This is a genomic window from Ilyomonas limi (genome assembly GCF_005233845.1).
Classification (GTDB): domain Bacteria; phylum Bacteroidota; class Bacteroidia; order Chitinophagales; family Chitinophagaceae; genus Ilyomonas; species Ilyomonas limi.
The window spans coordinates 1-1,126 of sequence record NZ_SZQL01000068.1 but is presented as its reverse complement, the minus strand read 5'-3'; the positions used below and the strand labels follow the sequence as shown (position 1 = coordinate 1,126).

The 1,126-nt window shown below is 40.1% G+C and carries 2 protein-coding genes; both read right to left on the bottom strand.

Translation table 11 applies throughout. The annotated features are described in order from the left end of the window. Positions 1–7: 7 nt before the first annotated feature. On the bottom strand, positions 8–646 hold the full coding sequence (locus FC093_RS23600) for an IS630 family transposase (protein ID WP_137264286.1): 639 nt from the start codon (positions 644–646) through the stop codon (positions 8–10). Continuing rightward, positions 573–1,079 (bottom strand): COG3415 family protein, encoded by a 507-nt coding sequence (locus tag FC093_RS23595; RefSeq protein WP_137264285.1) that lies wholly within the window; start codon positions 1,077–1,079, stop codon positions 573–575. The genes FC093_RS23600 and FC093_RS23595 overlap by 74 nt, the downstream gene beginning before the upstream one ends. Positions 1,080–1,126 lie beyond the last annotated feature (47 nt).

Sequence of the window (1,126 nt, the reverse complement as noted above, 5' to 3'; positions counted from 1 at the left end):
ATACCATTTATAGATCATAAATAGTCTGATAAGCAGATAAATAAGAGTCGTATCCTGTAATTGATTTTATGGAATCAGGCGTAATGATATTTTTAATAACGGAACTAAGATGAGCTGATAATTCATCCAGGGTTTTAAATACTTTATTACAGATTGTTTTTTTGAGTATGCGCCAGATTTGTTCTGCGGGGTTTAATTCAGGACTGTAGGCAGGCAGGAAAAGCAAGCCGATATTATCGGGTATAACTAATCTTTTTGCTTTGTGAAAAGCGCCATTATCCAGCACCACTATATTGAATGTTTCTTTGTTCAGGGCTGAAAGATGATTTAGGAACACCTCGAAGGTATCGCTGTTGCAGTAAGGCATTTCCAGCAGCAGGCTGTTGCCGCTAACAGGGGAGAAAGCACCGAAGAGATAGAGATTCTCAAATTTATGCAGGTAAGGGCAAATGGGTTTTACACCTCTTGCTGTCAGCGCTCTTCCATTGCGGGTAAACAATCCAAAGCGGCTTTCATCTTCAAAATACAGGTCAAACGAACTATAAAGTGCTTTTTTAGTTTGCAATACTTCTTCAAAGAGATCTTTCGTTTTTTTTAAACTGCTCTGCGGCTGCCATATCTTTTTGTATGTGGCTTTTACGGGCAACTTTCAGCTTGGCGCCGAAATGTTTTTTTACATAGGCATTGAGCGTTACATATTTAATACCCGGTATCAAATGCATATCTACCCACCGGCGCAAGTCTTCAAAGCTTACAAAAGCATCGGAAGGGCTTTTCAGCTTTTTTTCAATGGCTGTATGCGCAACGGCAGTAATAACTGCTCTTCTTTTTCCGCCCTGCTTATGTTCCAGCAAGGCGCTCATGCCGCCGGTCTCATAGAGCCGCCGCCATTTTTGTATGCTGTTGTGATTGACACCTGCCAGTTCTGCCAATTCATTTTTGGATAAAGCAGTCTTGCTTTTTTGTATCTGCTGCAGCATAATGATGCGGTTGCGCAAGCCTGCTTTTGATTGTTGTTTGAGTAATTGCTTTAATTGCTGAGGTGTTTCTTTTACCCTAATTCCTTTTGCCTTTGCCATATGGCAAAATATTATAAATTAGACTATTTATGAAATATAACCGGTAT